At 59.9% G+C, this 17,324-nt stretch carries 11 protein-coding genes; 10 read left to right on the top strand and 1 reads right to left on the bottom strand.

All coding sequences use genetic code 11. From position 1 onward, the window contains the following. Positions 1 to 615 carry a hypothetical protein gene (locus ABIQ96_RS27060; RefSeq protein WP_348217793.1) on the top strand — a complete coding sequence of 205 codons (615 nt, stop codon included), beginning with the start codon at positions 1 to 3 and terminating at the stop codon, positions 613 to 615. Here ABIQ96_RS27060 and ABIQ96_RS27065 read toward each other — a convergent pair. Further along, positions 612 to 4,175: an ATP-binding cassette domain-containing protein gene (locus ABIQ96_RS27065; RefSeq protein ID WP_348217794.1), complete on the bottom strand. Its 3,564-nt coding sequence runs from the start codon at positions 4,173 to 4,175 to the stop codon at positions 612 to 614. The genes ABIQ96_RS27060 and ABIQ96_RS27065 overlap by 4 nt on opposite strands. A gap of 164 nt (positions 4,176 to 4,339) precedes the next feature. On the opposite strand from ABIQ96_RS27065, the gene ftsH reads away from it, so the two are divergent. The 9 genes from ftsH (at position 4,340) to ABIQ96_RS27110 (ending at position 17,174) form a co-directional block, all read left to right on the top strand. After that, the gene (ftsH, locus tag ABIQ96_RS27070) at positions 4,340 to 6,706 is read left to right on the top strand and encodes an ATP-dependent zinc metalloprotease FtsH (protein WP_348217795.1); all 2,367 of its coding nucleotides are present in this window, start codon (positions 4,340 to 4,342) and stop codon (positions 6,704 to 6,706) included. A 368-nt stretch (positions 6,707 to 7,074) separates the two neighbouring features. After that, a complete protein-coding gene (locus ABIQ96_RS27075; protein WP_348217796.1) occupies positions 7,075 to 8,040 on the top strand; it encodes an arabinan endo-1,5-alpha-L-arabinosidase in 966 nt (321 codons plus the stop codon). Between the two features lie 79 nt (positions 8,041 to 8,119). Then, a complete protein-coding gene (locus tag ABIQ96_RS27080) occupies positions 8,120 to 9,112 on the top strand; it encodes a MoxR family ATPase (protein WP_348217797.1) in 993 nt (330 codons plus the stop codon). Between the two features lies 1 nt (position 9,113). Continuing rightward, the gene (locus ABIQ96_RS27085) at positions 9,114 to 9,977 is read left to right on the top strand and encodes a DUF58 domain-containing protein (protein WP_348217798.1); all 864 of its coding nucleotides are present in this window, start codon (positions 9,114 to 9,116) and stop codon (positions 9,975 to 9,977) included. Next, positions 9,974 to 10,738, top strand: a complete 765-nt coding sequence (locus ABIQ96_RS27090; protein ID WP_348217799.1) for a hypothetical protein — start codon at positions 9,974 to 9,976, stop codon at positions 10,736 to 10,738. The genes ABIQ96_RS27085 and ABIQ96_RS27090 overlap by 4 nt, the downstream gene beginning before the upstream one ends. Continuing rightward, positions 10,735 to 11,649: a VWA domain-containing protein gene (locus tag ABIQ96_RS27095; RefSeq protein ID WP_348217800.1), complete on the top strand. Its 915-nt coding sequence runs from the start codon at positions 10,735 to 10,737 to the stop codon at positions 11,647 to 11,649. The genes ABIQ96_RS27090 and ABIQ96_RS27095 overlap by 4 nt, the downstream gene beginning before the upstream one ends. Then, the gene (locus tag ABIQ96_RS27100) at positions 11,643 to 12,662 is read left to right on the top strand and encodes a VWA domain-containing protein (RefSeq protein ID WP_348217801.1); all 1,020 of its coding nucleotides are present in this window, start codon (positions 11,643 to 11,645) and stop codon (positions 12,660 to 12,662) included. Before ABIQ96_RS27095 ends, ABIQ96_RS27100 begins: the two co-directional genes overlap by 7 nt. A 34-nt stretch (positions 12,663 to 12,696) precedes the next feature. Next, positions 12,697 to 13,407, top strand: coding sequence for a hypothetical protein (locus ABIQ96_RS27105; RefSeq protein WP_348217802.1), 711 nt, complete (start codon positions 12,697 to 12,699; stop codon positions 13,405 to 13,407). Positions 13,408 to 13,451: 44 nt separating this feature from the next. Next, a complete protein-coding gene (locus ABIQ96_RS27110) occupies positions 13,452 to 17,174 on the top strand; it encodes a hypothetical protein (protein ID WP_348217803.1) in 3,723 nt (1,240 codons plus the stop codon). Positions 17,175 to 17,324 lie beyond the last annotated feature (150 nt).

The raw sequence follows: 17,324 nt of genomic DNA on the forward strand, positions 1-17,324 counted from the left end.
ATGGACCCGATTTATCCATGGCTCGATCCCATCGAAGTCCGGCGTCTGGCGGACCGGCTGATGAGACCTAACCGCGAACCCGAAATGAGCGTCGAGGACGCGGGATTTGATAACGGATTTGTCGGCTACGCGACCGAGCAGCTTGCCGTCCAAGCAACCGCCCCCGCTCTTCCACCGCCACCCCGCGAGGTAGCGAGTCTTCCGCCTCCAGAGATGCAGGTTCCACCCCCGCTGCCTGAAAATCAAACGACCGCCCGAGGACCGTTTCTCGAACGGATTCAGCGATTCAGGGATTGGATGCGCCACCATTTCTCAGCCACCGGGATTTTCATTCTCGACCGCGAAGGCGCGGTGATTTTCGACGAAAGCAGCCACGGCCGCCTACATTTCCTCGCCCGCAGCCTCGCACTCGCCTCCCGTCGTCCGGGCGCTTCGGCTGGCAACGTCCATGTGAAAATCGGTGCCGGTGCCACGCTGGAAGTCATCCCCGTGGAAACCGCTTACGGTTGCCTGGTCCTTGGCGCGGTGGTTCCGGAAGCACTCGCGCCGCCGTCAGTGGTCGCGGTGATGGAAGCTCTCAACCAAGTCGCCTCGCCGCCGGCTGAGAACGCCTAACGGGTCTGCCGGTTCTGCCGGGAAATCGTCACGGTGGAGATCAATCCGCAGCCAATGATGATGCTGGCCAGAATGAAGCCACAATATCGGTCGGTATCCATTTCATCGTCGCTCTCGACGTATTCACCGGTGGGTCGCTCCACCGCATGATTCATGAATGGAATCGGCTTCTTGAGAGCATAGAAAACGACCCGCCGGTCCTTGTTCCGATAGTCGTTACGGAAGGTCTCGGCCTCGCGGACTACGAGATCGATCCGTTCATTGACAAAGAACTCGGACGCCGGACGCACTTTCGTTGAGTCGTCAGGCCAGACTTTCATCGTTTCCACTTCGATACGTGTTCCGGAGGTGGAAATCCGGCGGACCCGGGTGATCATGTTTTCCGCCTCGTCCCGCGACGTCGCGCCCGCTGCAAGCAACCTGCGGAGACCTTCCTTGACCAGCTCGAAACGTTCGCCCTGCTGGGCGTTCATCGGTTCCTTCAGACTCCTGACCTTGTCGATCCGGCGCTGGAGCCGCAGGCGTTCCGATTCGAAAGGATTGCGCGTGGCTTGGGCGATGACCATCGCCTCGTAGGCGTAACGCAGCGGCATGATGGAGGCTGGCACCGGAACCCCACCCCGGTCGCGGACCTCCTCCGCATTTTCAAACAGGCCGTGGTTCATCTCGCGGTAAGGAACAAGCGCCCCCGCCAGCAACATCTGGGGAACCAGCAGCAGCGGTACGGCCGTTAGAGCGGCGCGTTCGGTTTTCACCATGGAGGAAATCACCAGCGCCATGCCGGTGCCGGTCCATGCGGTTAGTGTCATCCACAGCCAGAGGTCCGTCAGCGTGCCGTCGATCTCCAGGAAATAGTTTCCGACTACCAGATAGGCCAGGCACTGCACCGCCGCCACGATGCCGAGCGCCGCGAATTTCGCCATCACGTAGGAGCCCGCACCCGGTTGACAATTCCGCTCGCGACGAAGGATTGGCCGGTCGCGGAGAACCTCGGTCGCCGAGTTGGTCAATCCCAGAAACATCGCCACCGTCACGCTGAGAAACAGATAGGCGGGTATGTGCAGGGCCGAGGAAAATTCGTAGGGTCCGTCCTTCGACGACCGCAGCGTAATCGCGATCAGCGCGGCTAGCAACGGAGCCTCCAGACAGGTGCTGTAAATCGTGCCACGGTTCCTCAGTTTCGAAAGCAGCGAACGCTGAAAATGGGTGGAGAACACCGACAACACCGCACGCAGCCGGCGCGTGGGTTTCGGCGGCACCGGAAGGCGTTCACCAGGCTTGAACTCGCCGAGTTTGGAAACAGGTCCGCCGCCTAGCTGGAGCGACTGCATCAGGTCCACGCTCTCGAACCGCTCCTGCCAGAACGACGATGGAAACCGCCGGGCCGCACCTGTGTTAGATCCACCGCCGATCGAGCTCAGCGGAGTTTCCAACACATCGAAAACGAAATCCGCTCCCAGCGGCGACATCGCCGTCACTGAGGGATGCGAAATCGACAGCTCCTCGCAAGCATCGCGGAAATAACCCACCATCGCGGCCGGGGTGCCGAAATAAGCGAGACGCCCACCGCTATCGAGCAGCAGCACCTTGTCGAACAATCGCAACACCGGAGCGCCCGGACGATGCAGCGTGGCGATGACGATTTTCTCGCGGGCCAGCGATCGCAGAGTTTCCGCAACGTGCTCGGAATCTTTGGACGACAGTCCCGAAATCGGTTCGTCGAACAGGAAGACCTCCGCCCGGCTGCCAAGGTCCACGCCGAGATTGAGACGGCTGCGCTCGCCGCCGGAAATCGTCTTGTCGCCGGGTGATCCCACACGCCGCTGGGCGATGGATTGCAACCCGAGCTCGGCCAACATGCTGTCCACGCGACGCTCGTGCTCCGCCAGCGAAAGCGCCGGGCGACGGATCGTGACGGCGTGCCGCAGATGCTCGCGAACAGTTAGCTGGGGATTGAGCGCCTCTTCCTGCGGCATGTGGGCGATGAAGGGAACCAACCGTTCCCGACGTTCGTACAGCGGGATACCGTTCAGTTTCACCTTGCCGCGGGTCGGCTCGCGCTGGCCTGATAGAACGGCCAGCAGAGTGCTTTTCCCGCTACCGCTCGGACCGATGATGCAGAGCATTTCACCGCGTTTCACCTCAAAGTTGACGTGATCGAGCGCCCGTGAATCCGGTCCGAAATCATGGATCAAATCCTCAACCTGCAGCGACTCGATCAAAGTCCGTTCCTCATCGAGAAACCCTTCGCTGAAACGGCACCGCACCGCCTGGCTTCCGGAAAGTCGGATCAGGGAACCATCGAGCAGCGTCGCCGTTTGCTTCACTTGGATGCCGTCCACGAGGATGGGTCCATTGCTTTCCCGAATGAGCATTTCGCCCTGTGCCCGTTGCGCGTCGTAGCGAATGAAGAGAATGGTCTTGGGCGACAACTTGGAACCTAATAACAAATCGCCCGGTGATAGCGACGCCGCGTCGTTGGACACCAGATATTCCTGCCGATCACCCGCGAGCCGGAAACGCCGACCGGACTGGGTCGCCTTGCGGCGGAGATCGTTGATGGAGAGACTGAAGCCGGATGAATCTCCCAAGCGCTCGTGATTCCGACAGGTCACCACGTCGCCTTTTTTCAACATTCCACGGCTTCCGGCCTGAAGCTCGGTGTCGCGCAGGGCCTCGACCTCAGCCTGAAGTCCGAAGCTTACCCGCAACTCGCTTTGGCGTCCCCGCGTCCGCTCGGCGGTCATGCCGCCGGAACCGGATTCCAAGTAAATCGACGGGGTGTTGCCCGTGCGTTTCACATCGAGGAAAAACATCAGGTCCTCGTGACTCAGGGTCCAACCCGGCACCACCAGCGGCTGGCGCTCACGCATCCGCAGGAACGACCCTGTTTCCACCGAACGTCCGCGGATCCACAGCGGAGCGTTGCCGGTGTTTCTCACCAGAATTAAATCCCCTGCGCGGTAAACCCGGAATTCGTGATCGCTCGCAGCAGGCGGCAACAAAACATCCGCACCATCCCGGCCGAAAACGAGACGCTCGAATGGGAGCTCCGCGTCCGACGCCTCACCGGCATCTCCCCGCATTTCCCGGAGGATCGCCACGCCATAATCCGGCCGCCCCAGACGCCGCATGAAGATTTCAAAGCTCGAACGGTTGCGCTCCGACCGCCCGGCTGCGTCCACCAGAGTGAAGAGCTGCAAGCCTAAGGCGAGCTTGCCAGGATCGTCGAAACTGTCCTTCAGCTCAATCGCCAATCCCTGCAACGGCCTTGGATTCCGCACGGCTTTCTGCAACCGCCTCCCCAGCCAGCCATGGTCCACTTCGGGAAACGCACTGCGCAGCATGTCCAGGATCAGGTCCGCCTCCAGTGTGCTCAACTCGTCGTCCAAGGTCGCAAATGCCGCGAAGGCATCGACCAGAACCCCGACGTGCGCATCCGCTCCCGGCCGCAGCGCACGCAGCCGCCCCACCCCCGGAATCGCTCGCAGCCAGCTCAGCGACCGTATCCGTCGCTGCGGCAACGGTGGAGGGTCTTTCTGGGGTGTCGGTGAATCCACGAGGGGTTTCTAGGCAGACACCGCGCCCACCCGCAAGGGCTGGTGCGAAAAAAGGGGTTTGCTTTTCACCCTCTTACGGTATCCTCAATCACGCCCGGACGGGCTTGCAGCCGCGCGACCCGATTCGCGTGGAGATCAACCGTCGGGCTATTTCCAAGACAACCATGTCCGACTCACCGAACTCAACTCCGCCTTCCAACAATCCGAACCGTGGCGCAGGCGACGCCAACGGCTTCAACTGGCGTTTACTCGGGCTGATGTGCCTCGCCACCGTGATCCTCGGAGTGGCCTATTTCAATCCGATCACGAACAAGACAGTCAAGGAGATGAACTACTCCCAGTTCCGCCAGGCGTGGGACCAGGGACGGATCCTCGTGGATAACACCAAGCAACCGCTGGAAGTCATCACCACCGACACCTCTTTCGACGCCACGATCACCGGCTGGATCACTCCTGAACCGGTTGCACCCAAAACGGATACCCCTAAAAAGGACTTCCGCGTGTTGGTCAACTTCGCCCTCCAAGGTAAGGAAATCAACGAGCTGCTAGGAACCAACATTCGTTTTCAACAAGTCAACGGCTCCACCGAAAAACCTCTGGAAAACGACGCGATCGACACCCTCTCACTCGCCGACCTTCGCAAGGCGCTGGCTCTGAATCTGGTGGAAATCGACGACAGCGGAAACTCGCTCCGCGTCCTCACCACCGCCGGCTCCGACGACGCCGTGATCGTTGGAACACGCAAGATTGTTGATGCCGCTCCGCAAAAATTGAACGCCGAGGGCAAGGTCGCGGATGCTGTCCCGTTCAGCGTCGCCGTCTCTACCGCCATCCAGAGCGACGATCTCAACAAATTGGTTAAAGACAAAGCCGTCTATAAGCGCAACAAGGACTATCTGAGCGGCATGCTCACCATGTTCCTGCCATTGTTGCTGATCATGGGCGTTCTATTTTTCCTTTTCCGCCAGCAAATGAAATCTGCCGGTCGCGGTGCGATGTCCTTCGGCAAGAGCAAGGCCCGCCTTCTAACGATGGATCGCAACAAGGTGACCTTTAAGGACGTCGCCGGGATTCAGGAAGCGAAAGAAGAGTTGTTTGAAATCGTCGATTTCCTCCGCGATCCCCGCAAGTTCCAGAAGCTCGGCGGCTCGATTCCGAAAGGCGTGCTGATGGTCGGATCTCCAGGAACTGGTAAGACGCTGTTGGCCCGAGCCATCGCCGGTGAGGCGGATGTGCCGTTCTTCTCGATCTCCGGTTCGGACTTCGTCGAAATGTTTGTCGGTGTCGGTGCATCCCGCGTCCGCGACATGTTCGAACAAGGCCGCAAGCATGCGCCTTGTCTGATTTTCATCGACGAAATCGACGCCGTCGGACGCCATCGCGGCCACGGCATGGGCGGCGGTCACGACGAGCGCGAGCAAACGCTCAACCAACTTCTCGTCGAAATGGACGGCTTCGACACCCAGGAAGGCGTCATCATCATCGCCGCGACTAACAGACCGGACGTCCTCGACCCTGCCCTGCTCCGTCCCGGCCGTTTCGACCGCCAGGTCACGATTTCCCTTCCCGACGTCAACGGCCGTGAGGAAATCCTCCGCGTCCACGTCAAGAAGATCAAACTCGCCGCTGGTGTTGATCTCTCCAAAATCGCCAAGGGCACTCCCGGATTCTCCGGTGCCGAACTCGCCAACCTCATCAACGAGGCCGCGCTGTTGGCCGCCCGCCGCGGACTCTCCGCCGTCACTCTCGACGAAATGGAAGAAGCCCGCGACAAGGTCCGCTGGGGTCGTGAGCGCCGCAGTCTCGCCATGTCCGACAAGGAGAAAACCGGCACCGCCTGGCATGAAGCCGGCCACGCCTACCTCAACATGGTCCTGCCGGACACCAACCCGCTACACAAGGTCACCATCATTCCCCGCGGCCCCTACCTGGGCGCGACGATGTATCTTCCGGACGGCGACAAATACTCGACGCAGAAAAAGGAAGCGCTCGCCAATCTAATCGTGACGATGGGTGGCCGCATCGCCGAAGGTTTCCACAGCGACGACGTTTCCAACGGGGCTTCCGGCGACATCCGCCAAGCCACTTCCCTCGCCCGCCACATGGTTTGCGAATGGGGCATGAGCGACAAACTCGGCATGGTCGAATACGGCGAAGGCGACGGCCCGGTCTTCCTCGGCCGTGGCGACATGGGAGGCCGCCGCACCAACTACAGCGAAAGCACCGCACAGACCATCGACGAGGAAATCAAGCGCTTCATCGACGAAGCCTACGAAATCGCCACCCGCATCCTCAACGAAGGCCGCGACAAGGTGGAACTCATCGCCAAGGCTCTTCTCGAATTCGAAACGCTTGATGCCACCCATCTCAAGGACATCATCGACTTCGGTGAAATGCGCAATCCACCGACCGCTCCCAAGCCACCTCCGATTCCCGACGAGCTCAAGAAAAAGCCCGTTGCCAAGGCCACGGAAGAAGATCGCCCCGAAGGCCCCGGCCCGATTCCAGGCGCTGTCGGAGCACCGGCATAACAGGCAATCATCGACATAGAGTCTAAACAAGAAGGGCGGTCTCCGGATCGCCCTTCTTCGTTGTGTGCAAAACCCCGTTCGCCACCCGCTACATGCCAAATCTTGGAAATAGGATGACTCCATCTGTGGACCGAAAGTCTCGGTCCTTATGGAGGCACCACACTCTTGTGGTGCTTGCGAATGAAGTGAAAAAGCAAAAGCCTTTATAGACCCATCTTTTTCCCCGCATTCGCCTCACGACAAAAGTGTCGCGGCTCCTTGTCATCCCGGGCTTTTCGCGCAACGATGAAGTCACCATACTTCCGACAACTGGTATCACTTAACGACCGGACATCAGCCGCCCTCGACGCCCCCACCTAACACCGCACATGAAACCGCCAGGAATCATCAGAAAAATCCTTTTCACCGCCCTACTGTTAACCAGCCAGGTCGCCATGGCGCAACCGGATCGCAAGGACTGGGGCACGCCGCGTTTTCACGATCCATCCACGCCCATCCGGCAAGGAGATATTTGGTATTGTTTCTCGACCGGCAACGGCATTTCCACCCGCACCTCGACGGATTTGAAAACGTGGAAGGATGCCGGAACGGTTTTCAAGGAATTCCCCGTATGGCATCGCGAGGTCATTCCGGACCATCGCGGTTACCTATGGGCTCCCGACGTCATTCACCGGAGTGACCGCTACCTGCTCTATTACTCGGTATCCGGCTGGGGAAAAAATGTTTCCGCCATCGGTATTGCCAGCAGTCCTACCCTCGATCCCAAGGACCCTGCCTATCAATGGAAGGACGAAGGAATCGTCGTCCGCTCCGGCAAGGATGATCCCTACAATGCCATCGATCCCCAACTCTTCGCCGATCCCAATGGCAGCTTGTGGATGGTCTTCGGCTCGTTCTGGACAGGCATCCAGCTCATTGAGCTCGATCCGAAAACCGGCCTCCGCCACGCCGAACATCGCAAGGTCCATCAACTCGCATGGAACGAATCCATCGAAGCCCCCGCCCTGCTGAAACGCGGCGATTACTATTACCTCTTCGTCAACTGGGGCCTTTGCTGCCGGGGATTGAAGAGCACTTACGAGATCCGAATCGGTCGCAGCAAAAAGATCACCGGACCCTATCTTGACGCTACCGGCAACGAACTCGCCACCGGCGGCGGCACGCTTTTCCTCAAATCCGAAGGCGACCGCGTGGGTCCCGGCCATGCGTCGTTCATCCAGGAAAAGGACGAAACCCGGATGTTTTTCCATTATTACGACAAGCAGCGCGGAGGCTTCGCCACCATCGGCGACCTGCCTATCCACTGGGCCGATGACGGCTGGCCCAAGCCCTGAGCCATTTCCAGCGGTTTTTACAGACAAGTCCCCGGCGCTGTGGCAGTTAGTGTTCGTAAATGGAAAGACCCGAATTTCGATGAGCAACGTCCCCCCTCCGGTTTCCGAAACAACTGAATATCTCCAAGCCATCCGCCAGCGGGTCGCGACCATCGTCGTCGGTCAGGACGTCGTGGTGGAAAGAATGCTGATCGCCCTGCTGACGAGCGGCCACCTCCTGCTAGAAGGCATGCCGGGGCTGGCAAAAACCCTGCTGGTCAACACGCTGGCGCAAGCGATGCACCTGCATTTCCGGCGGATCCAGTTCACCATCGACTTGCTGCCATCCGACATTCTTGGTTCTGAAATCCTCGACGAGCGTTCCGGTGGGTTCCGCACCCACCAAGGTCCGGTTTTCACCAACCTGCTTCTGGCGGACGAAATCAACCGCGCCGCGCCGAAGGTGCAGGGCGCGCTGTTGGAAGCAATGCAGGAACGCAAGGTCACCATCGGCAACCGGTCGTTTCCCCTGCCCACGCCGTTTCTGGTCATCGCGACGCAGAACCCGATCGAGCAAAGCGGCACGTTCGAGCTGCCGGAAGCACAGCTCGACCGCTTCATGCTCTGTCACCGGTTAGGCTATCCGACATCGGCGGAGGAAGAGGAAATCCTGAAGCGGAATTTGAAACTCGGCGTGAAGCGCGAAGGCGCGGGAGCCGTGGCTCGGACCGAGTTCGACCTCATCCAAGGCGATGCCATCGGCACCGAAGCGGACCTCGTCGCCGCGATGGAAGCGGCGAACCACATCCACGTCAGCGATGTTTTCCTCAAACATGTCGTCGATGTGGTGGAACGCACCCGCAAGCATCCGGATCTCGAACTCGGTTGCTCACCGCGCGCCGGAATTTCGTTACTGAAATCGTCACGCGCCCGGGCGTTGCTGCATGGCCGCGACTATGTGGTGCCGGAAGATCTGTTTGCTCTCGCCGAAGACGCGATGCTGCACCGAATCCGCCTGAGCTATGAAGCGCTGGCCGAAGGAAAAACCGCTGCCGGCGTGTTGCGCGAGATTCTCGAAGCCTCCGTTTCCTGAAATGGAACACTCCCTCCAGCATTGCGAACCGCTCGACAGCCGGCAGTTTCTCCTCGCGGTGAAACGCCTCGCCGACAGCCTGAGCTACGGCACGGATCGGAGTCCATTCCTCGGCCAGGGACTCGAATACGTCCAATCGCGCCGCTACGAACCGGGCGATCCGGTGAAATCCATCGACTGGCGGGTCACGGCGCGGACCGGCAAGCCGCACGTGAAGCAATTCGAAACGCCCAAGCAAATGCCCGTCTGGCTGGTAGTCGATACATCCGCATCGATGGCGCTCGCATCGCATCCGCCGGGAAAATACGGACTCGCGCTCCAAGTCGCCGGCGGCATCGCGTTGGCCTGTTTGGATCGTGTCAGTCCGGTCGGCCTGCTAGGCGCGGGTGGACGGGATATCGTGGTGAAGCCGAGCCTGTCACGTGACGTTCTTCTGCAATGGCTGCACGCATTGCGCACCTATCGGTTCGACGAGCCGACCACCTTGGGACAACGACTACTTTCGTTAGAGCCGTCGTTGACCCAGCGATCGATGCTCATCGTCCTCAGCGATTTCCATGACCCCGATGCCCTGGCGGCGTTGAAACTCGTCGGCGCGCGACACGATTGCATCTGCCTCGTTTTCCGAGATCCGGCGGAAGACCAAATCACGGGCGCAGGCTTGTTTCGCGGCCGCGAGGTGGAATCCGGCAGGGAAATCCTCACCCACGGACGCAAGCTGCTTTCCACCACCGCCAGCCTGACCGAGTCGCTCAAGAAAGCCTCGCTCGATCATTTCGTCATCCATCCCGGCACTCCGTTTCTCGGCAGGCTACGCCATTTCCTCCGCGCCCGTGGCGGAGCATCCCGCCGCAACCGCCAATGATCCGCCGCATCTCCATCATCATCCTGTTAGCCATCACCGGAGTGATGGCGGAGATTCCATCGCAGCGTGTCGGGCTGCCGCTGGAGATCCGGGAAATCTATATTCCCGGCGGCGTGGTGAAAGCGAAACCACGGCGCGACAGCAAACCTCCATTGTCTGTTAGAATTCTGGAAGTCAAACCCGCCAAGGACGGAAGCCGCTACGATTTTGAAATTCAGGGACTCGATCCGGGACATTACAATCTGGCGGATTTCCTCGAAGCTCCCGAGGGGACGGTGATTCCGGAAATCGCGCTCGAGATCACCGCCACGCTGCCACCGGGAATCGTCAGGCCGCATGAGATCGGCCAAGGGGCATTGCCTGAACTGGGCGGATATCGCAGGATGATGATAATCCTCGGATCGCTCTGGGCTGCCGGACTGGTTGCCATCTTGTTCTGGAAGGAAAAAAAGTCGTCCAACGGCGACAATGAAAAAACGGCTGCGCCGACACTTTCCGAACGGCTCCGTCCTCTGGTCGATCAGGCTGCCAAGGGAAATCTATCATCCGACGACCGCGCGAAACTGGAGCGCCTCGTGATCGGCCACTGGCGCGAACAGCGGCCGGACATCGCAGCGCTTTCTCCCGCAGAGGCGATGGTGAAACTCCGCTCCGATGCCGAAGCCTCGCCACTCATTCTCGCTCTGGAACGCTGGCTGCATTCGCGTGAATCCACAGCTTCCGAAGCCGATATCGGACAATTGCTCGCTCCCTACAAATGACCTTCGCCCATCCATGGTCGTTTGCCCTGCTGCTCCTCCCGCTCGGGCTGGCGGTGTTTTTCTGGAAACGCGGCGGACGACGGATTCCCCTGCCCTTCGACCACCAACCGCTGCCGCGGGCGAGGCTGATGGGATTTCTGCTCAAATCGGCGGATCTGCTTCCGCTGCTTTTGCTAACAACCGCCATCTTCATCCTTGCAGGCCCGCGTCGTTTCGAACAACCGCGCAGCGAACGGGAAATGACCAACATTCTGTTCTGCCTCGACGTCTCGGGATCGATGACTTCGCCATTTGGCTCCGGCACCCGCTACGACGCCGCCATGGGCGCGGTGAACGATTTCATTTCGTTCCGCAAGGGCGACGCCTTCGGCCTAACGGTTTTCGGCAGCAGTGTGCTCAACTGGGTGCCGCTCACCAACGACGTTTCCGCCTTCAAATGCGCCCCGCCTTTTCTCCGACCTGAGAATCTGCCACCGTGGTTCGGCGGTACGATGATCGGCATGGCGCTGCGGGCGGCGGAAAAAACCATGCTCGCCGGTGACTCAGGCGACCGCATGATCGTGCTCATCACCGATGGCGAAAGCTACGATCTAGAAAACGGCCAGGATGTGGCCATCGCGCAAAGCCTTAAAGCTAACGGAATCAAACTCTACGATGTCCACGTCGCCGAGGGAGGGGTTCCCGATACCGTCGGCGTGATCGCCTCCATCACCGGCGGCGAGGTTTTCTCCGCCGGTGATCCCGGTACATTGAAAGCGATTTTCGCGAAGATCGATGAAATGCAGAAAGCCCCGATGAAACGGGTCACACCGGATCCCGTCGATTTCTTCGAACCCTTTTCCATGGCGGGCCTTGGGATCGGCGCGATGTATCTTCTTACGCTTTTCGGACTCCGACACACGCCATGGTGACCACTCCGCTGCTTCTGGCTCTCGCCGCGCTCGTGCTCGCCACGGGTGCCGAATGGCTGCATCTCGGCCGCGTGCGGAGTGTGGCGGCGCTGGCATTCGGTCCTGGAAAAAAGGCCGCACTCGCGGGAAAGGCCGCGCCGTTCATCCGCATTGCAGGACTCGCCGCTTTGATCTGGGGACTTGCGACCTTGATGATTCTGCCACCCGCCGCGCATCGCTCCGTGGTCAAGGAGGTTGAGCCCAAGGACCGGCAGCACCTACTGTTAGTTCTCGATGTTTCGCCGAGCATGCGCCTGCGGGACGCCGGTCCCGGAGCTAACGAAAGCCGCATGGCCCGCGCCCGCGCGGTCGTCGAATCCATCATCGCCCGCACGGCCCATGACAAGCTGCACACCACCGTCGTCGCCGTTTACAATGGCGCGAAAGCGGTCGTTGAAGAAACCCGCGATTTGGAAATCCTCCATAACCTGATGGATGATCTCCCGATGCATCAGGCGTTCCCCTCGGGAAAAACCAAACTGCTCGACGGACTAACGGAAGCAGCGCGGATCGCCGCGAAATGGCCACGTGGATCCGCCACGCTCGTTCTCATCAGCGACGGCGATTCCGTCCCCGCCACCGGCATGCCGAAGATGCCGCCATCCATCGGTGGCGTGCTCGTCGCCGGAGTGGGAGACCCGTTGAAAGGCACATTCATCGACGGCCATCACTCGCGTCAGGACGGCGTCACCTTGCGGCAAATCGCCACCCGTCTCGGCGGCGAATACCACGATGGAAACACCAAACTCGTCCCCACCGCCATGCTCCAACGACTCGGCACCCTGGCGGTTGACAACAGCGCCCGGCTTCCCGGCCAGCGCGAACTTGCCATTTTCCTGACCGCCCTCGGAGCTTTCCTGCTGGCGGGACTGCCGCTGCTGCTGCATTTCGCCGGCTCGCGCTGGAATCCCGGTCCTAACCGGGTTCGGACCTCCATTTCCCGTTCCTCGAAACTCACCGCTTCCCATCCCTGACAAATTCGTGCATCGTACGACTTAAATTAATGCCATGAAAACTCTCATCATCACTTTCTGGTGCCTGATCCCCGTCGGATTGCTCGCCTACCACTACGGCCCGGGCCGTGAACAAATGACGCTGGATGCCACCGCGTCGTTGCTGGATATCGCCAAATCGAAAGCCAACGCAGGTGACTGGCCCGCCGCCGTCGCCGCTTACGAGGAAACCCTCGCCAAGCTGCCGAAGGATCGCATTTCCGAAGCCCGCCAAATCCGTCTCGAATTGGCAAAAGCCCGCATGGAAACGGCGCAGCTTCCCAAGGCCCGTGAGGAACTCGCCACACTCGCCGGTGAACTCGCGGAAGATCCCAAAGCGGATACCAAACTCCGCGACGAGACGCTCGCCACTCTGGCCAGTTCGCGTTTCTACATGACCTATCTGATGAAACTCGAAGGACTGCCGGAAACCGAATGGGAACCGGAAATCGAAGCCGCCCGTCAGGAACAAAAGCTTCTATCCGAACGTGCCGCCGAGTCCGGAGATACCGTCCTCGCACAGAAGCATGCGGAAGATCTTGAGTCCACCATCCGCCTCGCACGCATGGATCCGTTCGAACTCTACGGGAAGGCGATTCCGAAACAATGCAACGGCTGCTGCTCCGGCAAGTGCGCCAGTAACAAGCCCGGCAAGAAGCCCTCGTTGAAACCGAAGGACGGCCGCGGTGCCGGAGCCGGTGCCCCGATGGATGGCGAAGGTTCCTGAAATTGCTTGGTTAGATCGTCGTCATTTTCCCCTCAACATCCTCCATGCAGTCACGTTCAGTTCTGATCGCGCTCGCCGCACTCACCGCTCCAGGCATCGCGCAACAACCTACCATCGTCGTCGAGGGAAATCCTCAACCGATCGCGGCGCAGCCTGGCAATCCTGCGAATCCCGGAAATCCGGGAAATCCCGGCGATCTTGATTTCGATCGGCTCCGCCAACTCATCGAGGAAAGCAAAAAGCGGCCCGCGCTGACACCGGAGCAGCAGAAAATCGCGATCCTGCGCGAGTTACCGTTCGACCGAAGCACCTCCGGCATCCTTGCCACGCGATTGGAGGAAGCGCGGGAAAAGCCGGCCACTGAGGCCAAACCGGAGGAAAAACCCACTCCCGAGCAGGAGATTGAGAAGTTCAAGAAAGCCGCCGCCATTTTCCGCAGGGATGTCGTGCTCGACCGATGGGACCGGGTCAGGGATTTCCTCGCTGCACTGCCCAAGGAAAGCTCCGGCGAGATCTATCAGATGATGGTCGAGAAGCTCGCCGCACCCGCGCAGGTGAGTCCGCCACCGGAGTTGATGGCACAGGGTTCGAAACCGCATTCGCAACCCGCGTTCCTACCACCTGCGGATTTGTTAGGACTCGCCGCGGCGGCTCCGGTGCCGCCGCCGAAAAAGCAGATTCAAATCCTTGCGAAGTTGTTGTCGAAGAGCCCCCGCCCGCCGGAGGAGTTTTTCAAGGCACTCGCGGACGGCATCCGGAATTTCGGCGGACAGGTGGCCGACGATCGCCAGCGGGCCGCTGAATTTCTGTTGGAGGCCGGGTTCGTCAAGGATGCCGGTCCCTATCTTCCTGATCTGACAGAATCACGTGAGAAAAAGAACTACGCCGCGCTGAACCTCATTGCCCGTCAGCGCGTGGCTCTGTCACAGGAGGACAAGCAGGCTGCCGGCAAGGATGCCCTGCCGCTGGCGTGGGAACTCTCCACCTCATTCCTAACCGATACCAAGGCTCCGCCGGAAGCACGCGCCGAGGCATTGTTCCGGGCGCTCACCCTGATCCCGGAACTCGGCGACGACACCGGCAAGCTCTGGTTGGAAAAAACCTTCAAGGATTCCCAAGGCGAGGGACTTGAACTGTTGGCATCACTCGGCATCCTCACCGCCCAGAGCCGCGAAAATCCGATTGAGTCGATCCGTCTCGAACAACTCAAGCTGCAGGCCGCTGCAGTGAAAGCCCTGCTGTCCACGAAGGAAGTCGATCCCGCCGCGTGGTCCGGCATTTTCACGCTGTTTGCCCGCCAATGGACCTACGAAGCCGGCGTCACCCAGGAGAGGGACCAGAGCACCTCGCGCCGCACGCAGGCCCAGTATGATCCTTGGGGAAACATGTTTTTCGGCCGACCTGACACCGGCTATCAGGGAAATGGCACTCGCCCGATTGCCGCCGGGGAAATCCTCGAATGCAAACCGGACGACGCGTGGCTGGCCACCATCGAGGCTGCGACACGGAACGAATGCATTCTGGCTTCCGCCCGGCTGTTGCTGAAAGTGAAGGAGGAAAACAAGGCGCTGCCGTTGGTGAAGACTCTCGCTACGACGGACAAGGATGAGGCGAAATCCCTCGTGCGCGAAATGATCCGGGTGTGGTCCGAAAACCACAATCCCAACGACGAACAAGACAATCGTTCGCGCTATTTCTATTTCTACGGTTTCAACAGCCAGTCCGGCACCATTCCTCTAACACGATCGAAGCAGGAGCGGAATCTTGTCGAACTCGCAACGCTGGTGAAAGGCATCCGCGGCCTGGATCTCGGCGAATCGTTCCACAACGAATTGGCGGACGCTTTCATTTCCTGCCACAGCAAGGCGGAAGTCTGGCGCGTCGAGGCCATCGAATCCGTCTTCGGCGCGACCGATGTGCTCGACTCCAACACGCTGGCAACCTTGGTCGGCCGGATGCGCCTCAACCTCGCCGGTTTGTGGCCGAATCCGAAACTGCAGCAAACCTATCAGACAAAACGCAAGGACAAGGAACTTCAGGAACAAATCCTTCACGGCTACGAAGCGGCCCGTGGAATCCTGGATCGCGCGTTGTTGAAAAAGCCGGCCGAAGCGTGGCGGCTCAACGAGCAGCTCGCCGCCCTGCATTTTGAGGAAAGCAATTATAACAGCACCATCACACCGAATCACGAACACTCTGCCATCAAGCGCGCGGCGCTCGACTCGTTGGCCGCCGCAGCCAAGGACTACGCATCGACATTGCCATTGGAAGACTCCAGCAAGGAAAGCCCGGCAGTTTTCGAAACCTGGTTTTATGCCGCGCTCGGTTCACCGACGCTGGAGGCGTTGAAGAGCCATCATGTCGCGTCCCCGGAGGAATACGGGAAAATCAAAGCCGCGCTGGAAGCTTTACCCGGCGATTGCAAGGAGAGGCATCTCAAGGTATTCGCCACCACGCTCAACACCCGACTGGCCAATGTTTCGCCCGATCTCAAGCTACGGTTTCTGGAAGGCTCCACGGCCATCGCTGGTGAGCGGGAGGAATTGGCGGATGCCAAGGAGGTGCTCGACTACTATCGCGATCTCGTCACCGAAATCCAGCTCGACGCTTCCGTCGATGGACCAGATCGCGTCGGCTCAAACACCCCTTTCGGCCTCCGGGTGAATCTCCGCCATACCCGCGAGATCGAGCGCGAGTCCGGTGGATTTCAAAAATACCTCCAGAACCAGAACAACTCGCAATATGGCTTCAACTTCGGCCGTCCGCCGGAAGACTACCGCGACAAGTTCGAGAAGGCCGCCCGCGCCGCGCTGGAAGAGCATTTCGAAGTCATCTCGCTGACATTCCACTCTGACAAGGTGGAATCCATCACCGATCCACAATACGGCTGGCGACTAACACCCTACGCCTATTTTCTGCTGAAACCGAAAGGCCCGCAGATTGACAAGGTTCCGCCGCTGAAGATCGATCTCGATTTCACCGACACCTCCGGCTACGTCGTCCTACCTATCAGCTCGGCGGAAGTTCCCATCGACGCAGGGAAAGCGGAGCCAAGGCCCTATCGCGAACTCCACGTCACGCAGACGCTTGACGAGCGCAGCCACAAGGACAAGGGCAGCCTGTTCCTCGAAGTCAAGGGAACCGCCCACGGCCTCGTTCCGCCATTGAATGAACTGCTTGACCTAACCGTCGATGGTTTCGAGACCGGAGCCATCGAGGATCGCACCCTGCGCGTGGTAGAACTCGACGGCGCGTCGGAAGATCTCGCGCCGGTATCGGAACACGAATGGCGAATCGAGTTGAAACCCACTGGCGGCACGCTTCCCGCGTCGTTCCATTTCCCCACCGTGAAGCCGGAAACCGCGAAGGACGACGGGCTCGTTAGACAACGCTACGTCGATGTCGATCTCGTCCCGGTCTCCGCCGATGTGCCACTCGGCGGCGAAGGGAAGCGGTCGATGCCATGGATCGCCGGCGGATTCGCCGCGCTGCTGGTGTTAGGGGTGGGAGGTTTCGCGTTCTTGAAAAACCGGAAGCCCGCGAACGACGGCGGCCCCGCCCTGTTGCCACTGCCCACGCACATCAACGCGGTGAGCGTTATCGGCTATCTGCGGCGCTTGCAGGAACGCGAAGGAATTTCGGAAACCCAACGCGAGTCCATCTCGAAGGAAATCGCCACGCTCGAGGACCGGCATTTCGGCCGCGAGGACGCCCCTCAGGATCCTGCCGTTCTTGAGGAAATCGCCCGCCGCTGGCAGGCGGCTTGAGGTTGCAAAAGCATTGACCGCAGCCCAAGCCATCGCGAAGCCGGAGAGGATCATCTTTGCAAGCTGGTTTCATCGAGGAATGCCGATCCCATGGGAATGCGGGAATGGAAGAAATCGCCCGAAGCATGAATGAAAAATCCATGCTTCTGT

This window comes from Luteolibacter sp., assembly GCF_039920825.1.
Classification (GTDB): domain Bacteria; phylum Verrucomicrobiota; class Verrucomicrobiia; order Verrucomicrobiales; family Akkermansiaceae; genus Luteolibacter.